Here is a 6,869-nt window from a genome sequence, read left to right as displayed (position 1 = left end):
TTTAAAGGCCTTGGCATTAGCAATTTTTGCCATTATATTATAATATTGGTAATTATAAATAGCCTCCTCCAAATCTCTTATATGAGAAAAAGGCTTAAGCCCTAGTTTTGTTAGAAATTTATAATTCCTATCTAAAAACTCATCCTTATCTATTTTGGCTTCTGCTAATAAGTTAATAGACTCAATTCTCCAATTTTCAAATAATTCTAATTTCTTTTTTTCAATACTCATAATAAAAAACCGTCTCAAAGAGACGGTTTAAATTAATCCTCTAATTTAAGTTCAATAATTTCTGCTTGTGCTACTTGAGGAACGTCTTCTTTTTTCCAATCTAATCCTAGGTAAATATCTGATTTAGAATATTCTGAAAGATCATTTAATCTTTCGATTAGGTCCTTGATATTTTCCTCATTTACATCAACTACATCATATATACCGTCTATATAAATTTTTCCGATATCATAGTCACGAGCAAGAATTCCGGATACAAATCCTAATAAGGCTTCAGTGTTTTTTATCTTGTATGATTTTGCATTGATTAACCTAATTTTATGATCAAGAATCCTAACTTGACTATCGTCAGTATCAACAAATACAATATTTGCATTTCCTAGTTCTTTTTCATGATTTGCTTCTTCAACAAGATATTTTGTCTTACCTGTTCCTTGTTCACCAACTACTAAATAAATCATAATTTATCCCCCTTTATTTTTTCATAAATTATTTGTTTGCTTTTATCGCCTTGCTTTATAAAAGCATCCTTCATTGTAGACACTATTTCATCTCTTATAAGCCACCATGACCTATCCCAATTACAAAAAATCGTATCTTCTTTAGGAGCTCTTCCAACAAGTCTTGCTATTGCACAATCAGGATCAATATACCTTAAAAATTCAATTACGTTTTTTTGGTATTCTTCCTTACTTTTTAATTTTATTAGGCTCTGTTCATACATCAGACCAAGCTTAGTATTTTTCGCTATAAATAGTGAATGAATTTTTACTTCTTTTACATTTAAAGCATTTAATATCCTAGCTGTTTCTATTGTATCATTAATATCATCCCAAGGTAAAGCTAAAATTACATGAGTAGATATTCTAAACCCATATTTATTTATAAGATTACAAGCAAATATGAAATCCGCTAGACTTTCACCCCTATTTAAAATTTTAAGAGTTTTGTAATTTGCAGTTTGTAATCCCAGCTCAATTGTTATATCAATACCTGTTTGATTTTTCCAATTTTTCAAAAAATCCAGCTTATCTTCTGTTATACAATCGCTTCTAGTAGCAATTGATATACCAACTATAAAATCTTTATTGCAGGAGCTGATTATTTTTTTAAACTCTTCTAAACTCATATAAGTATTAGAAAAATTTTGAAAATAAGCTATAAATTTGTTGGCTTTATATTTATTGGATATATAATCTTTATTTTTTATTAATTGCTCATCCACTGATAGACTTGAGTCTAAGTTTTCAAAAGAACCACCAGTTTCAGAACAATATATACAACCACCATACCCGCAAGCCCCATCTCTATTAGGGCAGGTTAAGGGTAATTTTACTGGCAACTTATATACTTTTTCATTATAGGTATCTTTATAATAATCACTGACCTTATAATATGTCCTATCGGCCATTCTTATTCTTCCGAATTAACCTCTGAATCATACTCCTCTATTAGGCTGTCAATCATTTCATCAGTCCAATAATGGCTAAATATATGGAATACTTCATCAATTTCATCTTCATCATCTATCATAGTTAAATCGATGTTCTCATCTCCATATATATCAGTATATCTAAATAAATAAACTTCAGAAGTCTCACCTGATAGTAAAGCAATATATTCTTTATCATCAATACTAAATATATCGATTAAAATACATTCTTCTTCAGTTTCACCTAATTGAATTTCAATCACAGCCTTGCCTTTGTTCTTATTGAATACAACTTCATGACCATGGATATTTAGTGTTTCTGTCATACTTTCTCCTTATTTTCATTCAATTTATTAAGTACATTTTCAATTAAATCTATTACCCTAAGGATATCTCCAATTTGGGTATATAAATACTTATCATCTTGTTTATATTTTACCCCCAATGACACTATCTTCACATTTAGATTTTTAAAAACCATACTAGAATCAAGCGAATATTGGGTTTTAACAACTTCTAAATCAGTACCGAAAAGCTCTTCATAAGATTCCATAAAAATTTTGGTCAAATCTTCTTCCTTATTTTTCCATGAAGGAATAAATAATTTTTCATCAAGTATAGACTTAGCAATATTGGCTGCCAATTCTCCTTTTTCAAGCATTTGCCTCATTCCCTCTTCAGTCAAAGACCTAAAAACTAGTATCATATTAATAGAATTTTTAAGTGTTCTTGCGGTAGATAAGTTAGAAGAAGAAATGACTTGATTATCTAAACTATTTACAGCAAAAATACCAGATGGACATAGCTCAATGAAGGAAGCTAAATGGTTAAATGACTCTGTTGAAATAGGTCTAAGATATTTACTTTCAATCTCTTCTAGATTTAGTTTCATATCTGGCTCATAGCGAAGATTTTTCTCTATTGCTTCATTTTTTAGGATTTCGAATGCATTCAATAATTCATTCTCATAATCAGAATTTATTATAAATTCAAGGTCAGCAAAAGATGGAATGTGATCATACCTATCTCCACCAGATAAGGCTAGCATCTCTAAATCTACCGTTGATTTAAGCTTTCTAAAAAATCCTAGGATCATTTTTATAGAATTTTTTCTAACCTTGTTGATGTTATCACCAGCATGTCCTCCCATCAAATTGCATAATGATAGCCTATAAGTCTTACAATTATAATCTGGATTATATCTATCAATAGGTATTGTAATCAAAGATAAGAGTAAGCTTGAAAATTCATCAGCCAAAAGATCCGCTTGTCTTAAATTAAGGTTTATAATGTTTTTAGTTCTTAATGTGCTCCTAATTTCTCCATAATCTTCTAAATTTGACTGTATATTGCTATTAGATAATAAGACATCAAATGAAGCATCTGAATTCATTAACAAGTAATTTATCAAAATGCCTGCCGATATTATGTTAATATTATTTTCGCTGACAATGCACTCTTCATTATTTATTTCAGAAATATTAAAAGTTATATCTGCTTCATTATCGATGTTTAGATGAAAAAGCACTAAAGGATCCTCGCCTTTTTGTATATAGTAAGATTTTTCTAATAGTACAAGCTTACATGACTTTTCCATTGCTGTGTCTAAGATTTTTTCTATAATCGAAGAAACAGATATATTTTCTTTAAAATTTTCCTTTAATATATTTAAATAATTGTTTATTTTTTGCTTACCATTATCATTCGCCATAGGATCTACCTAATAATATTTTTTAACCTCAGCATCCTTTGAGATTTCTTTTAGTTTTTCTAAATATTTTTCTTGTCTCTTTACCATTAAATATGTTTGGTAAACTTGTTCTTTTACTTCGTCAAAAGCTTTTACTTGCTCGTTTTGTATATCATCTAACTTTATTATATGATAACCAAATTGTGATTTTACTGGTTTTGAAATTTCACCAACTTTTAGGCTGTCAAGTCCTTCCTGAAACTCTTTTACCATTACACCTTTAGGAAAAGTACCTAATGATCCCCCGTTTGCTCCGGATGGATCTTTTGAATATTTTTTTGCTGCTTCTTCAAAGTCTAATCCAGCTGCTATTTCTTCATAGACTTTATTAGCCTTATCCAAGTCGTCCACAAGAATGTGGCTCGCTGTATAAGTTTTATTTGGACTAATCAACTCCTTATTTTCTTCATAATATTTTTTTAATTCTTCTTCGGTAGGGTTCACACTTTCAAAAATCTTGTGCATAGCAAAATTTTTGAGCATATTGTCTTTTACAAGTTTCAATTCGCTTTTAAATTCTTCATCATCATCGAGTTTATTTTTATATGCATCAGCTAGGATAATCTCCTGATTTACCATTTCATCAGTTAGGACCTTGATGCCTTCCTCGTTTTGAAACCTTGCTCCACCTTCTATGTTTTGCATAAATGATATTACATCATTTCTATAAATTTTCTTTCCATTAACTTCTGCTAAAAGTTTGTTATTATTATCCATAATTACCTTTCGTTTAGTTCTATTCTGTTTTTAAATATTTTTATATCTTTATTCTTATATAAGCGACCAATGGCTCTCTTAAATGCCGACTTGCTCATATTAAAGTAAGAATAAATTTTTTCTGGGGAAGAATTATCTGATACTTCAGCTGTGCCTCCATTTTGATATAGGTAGTCAAGTATTTTATCACTATCATTATCTATTTCAAGGTAGGCTCTTTGCCTTAATGTTAATTCTATTTTTCCATCAGTTTTTACTTCTTTAACCCTGGCTGTAATTTCTTCTCCTTCGATATAGACACCTTTTAATTCCTTTATACGAATCAAAGAGTCATACTTATTATCAATTACAACAAAGGCTCCGATAGATTTGTTTATAGAATATATTCTGCCCTTAACTATATCATTTTCTTTAAGACTATGATTGTTTGATAAGAATTCCCTTATTTTTGTAGATAAATAAAGGTATCCGTCTTCTTCCTTGAAAGTTAGGGGATAAACCATATCCTTTAGGATTTTATATGTTCTTTCTTCAAAAGGCAGAAAAGCATGTCCTCCTTTTATTTCAAAATAGACACCTTTTTTTGTAATTTCAACTGCTTTTAAAGAGTATATTTCACCTGGTTTATATGGAAGCTCCCTGCTTGCTCTTAATACATCATTTAAATCACGATAAAGGTAAGCTTCGATTTTTTGATCTTGTCTAAAATCCTTGACTTGGTCTTTGTCTATTACTGCATCTCCAAATTTAGTTTTTAGATACGCTTTATTTTTTGTAAATCTTTTTATTGTAAATTCTTTTATAATAATTCTCCTAATTCAATTGGTTAAAGGTAAAGCCTTCGCCCAATACTTCCGAAATTGTATATGTGAACACAAAGGCCCTATCGTCTATTTGTAGTATATCATCTTTTATTATTGGAAAAGTCCTAACGCTAGTAATGGTCATAATAACTTTTTTGTTATTATGAGAATATCCACCCTCAGCCTCAATTAGGGTTACGCCTTTTTCATGTTTATTGACTAGCATTTCATTAATTTCTTTATATTTATCAGAAATGACCATTATAGAAATTTTTCTACCAAAGCCTTGCATAAAATAATCAAAACCCATGGATTGAATCATAATTGCAAGTGTTGCGTACATAGCTAGTTCCATACCAAAAATAAAAGCTGAAAGAACTACTACAATAAAATCTGCAAAGAAAAGGCAAACGTGCAAAGGTACATTAAAATACTTATTAAATATAGCTGCAATTAAATCTGTTCCGCCCGATGAAGCTTCGTGGTTAAAAACTATTGCTAGACCAAATGAAACTATTATCGAACCAAAAATAATATTGATTATCTTGTCATTTCCAAAAGCTAAATCTGGTAATGTTTTTTCAAATACCAAGATATAAGCTGAAACTGCTAAAGAGGAAATGAGTGATTTTTTCGCAAAATCATATCCTATAAATACCATACCAGCTAAAAGTACAACTACGTTTAAGACAAGGTTGACAGTACCTAAATTTAAAAAAGGTAAGGCCTTTGATACAACTAGGGCAAAACCTGATATACCTCCAGCGGCAATATCTTGTCCTAGTAGAAAAAAATATAATCCTCCAGCAATTAGGAAGGACCCAAATAAAATCCATAGGTATTTTTTCATAAACCCCCCTTACATTATAATAAAATGTTATCATAAAATAAGGATTTTTTCAATAAACGGATATATTAAAAAGTGGCAAGATAAGATTGATTTCTATTCAGAATATAACAACTTTATATTTTCAATATATACTTCCCTTGTTAATTCTATATTAGAGATCTATATCATTATAATGCCACCTTTTATTAATCAACCCATTTAGGGGTTATTTCATTAAAATTATCATACATCTCAAGTATCGCCTTTATTTCTTCCATACTTAAATTGGAATCAGCTTTACTTCTTAAATTTATTACACTATCTAAGATAGTAGTTGCTTGGTAAAGACTTAATAAACGGAAAAACTTTCTTGTTGGTTTATCTTCACCATAATAAGATGCAAGCACAGCCTTGGCAAACAATGGATAATTAATAGCAATCCTGTTTATTTCAACAAAATCTACAATTCCATCTCCGTATTCAAGTTTTTTTATTCCTCTTAAGTCCAAAGAATTTTCGTTATATATCCTAATGTTTTTATCACTAATATTCTTATAAAGTAAATTGATTGCAGTATTTTCAGTTAAATGTCTATTAGCATTAATGAAATCAATTAATATATAATCATCATCTCCAACTTCATTAAGTCCATGTTTATAAAATATTTGATTAGATTTAACCAAGAAGTCTTTTTGCCAGTCTACCTTATCAGTAGCTTTAATCCCGTGAAGTTTTTTAAGTGCAAGACCGAATTCTTTACCGATTTTTACTTGTTGCGAATCATTTGCCTTTTCTAAGAAATCTCTTAACGAAATCTCATTTCTATACTCATATACCTTATAAGATTTTTCTATATCAGGCATAAGACCTTTTTCAAAAATATTTAAAGGATTCAAACCAGCATGTTCCAAAACTTCATTTACAAAAGATTCATTTTCAATATCATCTAATAGTTCTAGGTCATATAAGGCGAAAACATAAGATTTATTTTCTTTTTCAACCCTATATTTACTAGAACCAATTTTTTCGATATTATCAACTGTTTCAATTTTTTTAAAAATATTAGTATGACCTAGGATATTTTTAATATCACTAGTCATTGTTATT

The 6,869-nt window shown here is 29.3% G+C and carries 9 protein-coding genes; all 9 read right to left on the bottom strand.

From position 1 onward, the window contains the following. Positions 1–231, bottom strand: a 231-nt coding sequence (locus RQ907_RS01860; protein ID WP_311491709.1) for a DUF6648 family protein, incomplete at its 3' end; no start/stop codon positions are given. A 32-nt stretch (positions 232–263) separates the two neighbouring features. Then, a complete protein-coding gene (locus RQ907_RS01855) occupies positions 264–692 on the bottom strand; it encodes a hypothetical protein (protein ID WP_311491708.1) in 429 nt (142 codons plus the stop codon). Continuing rightward, on the bottom strand, positions 689–1,642 hold the full coding sequence (locus tag RQ907_RS01850; protein WP_311491707.1) for a TIGR01212 family radical SAM protein: 954 nt from the start codon (positions 1,640–1,642) through the stop codon (positions 689–691). Before RQ907_RS01850 ends, RQ907_RS01855 begins: the two co-directional genes overlap by 4 nt. 2 nt (positions 1,643–1,644) lie before the next feature. After that, positions 1,645–1,989 (bottom strand): DUF1292 domain-containing protein, encoded by a 345-nt coding sequence (locus RQ907_RS01845; RefSeq protein WP_311491706.1) that lies wholly within the window; start codon positions 1,987–1,989, stop codon positions 1,645–1,647. Then, positions 1,986–3,374, bottom strand: coding sequence for a hypothetical protein (locus RQ907_RS01840; RefSeq protein WP_311491705.1), 1,389 nt, complete (start codon positions 3,372–3,374; stop codon positions 1,986–1,988). Before RQ907_RS01840 ends, RQ907_RS01845 begins: the two co-directional genes overlap by 4 nt. 9 nt (positions 3,375–3,383) lie before the next feature. After that, entirely contained in the window at positions 3,384–4,130 is a 747-nt protein-coding gene (locus tag RQ907_RS01835) for a peptidylprolyl isomerase (protein ID WP_311491704.1), read from the bottom strand. A 2-nt stretch (positions 4,131–4,132) separates the two neighbouring features. Then, entirely contained in the window at positions 4,133–4,633 is a 501-nt protein-coding gene (locus RQ907_RS01830; protein ID WP_311491703.1) for a S1 RNA-binding domain-containing protein, read from the bottom strand. Between the two features lie 310 nt (positions 4,634–4,943). Then, on the bottom strand, positions 4,944–5,783 hold the full coding sequence (locus RQ907_RS01825; RefSeq protein WP_311491702.1) for a YitT family protein: 840 nt from the start codon (positions 5,781–5,783) through the stop codon (positions 4,944–4,946). A gap of 185 nt (positions 5,784–5,968) precedes the next feature. Then, on the bottom strand, positions 5,969–6,862 hold the full coding sequence (locus tag RQ907_RS01820) for a kanamycin kinase (protein ID WP_311491701.1): 894 nt from the start codon (positions 6,860–6,862) through the stop codon (positions 5,969–5,971). Between the last annotated feature and the right edge of the window lie 7 nt (positions 6,863–6,869).

This window comes from uncultured Anaerococcus sp. (genome assembly GCF_963510575.1).
GTDB lineage: Bacteria > Bacillota > Clostridia > Tissierellales > Peptoniphilaceae > Anaerococcus.
This window is presented reverse-complemented; position numbering and strand designations above follow the sequence as displayed.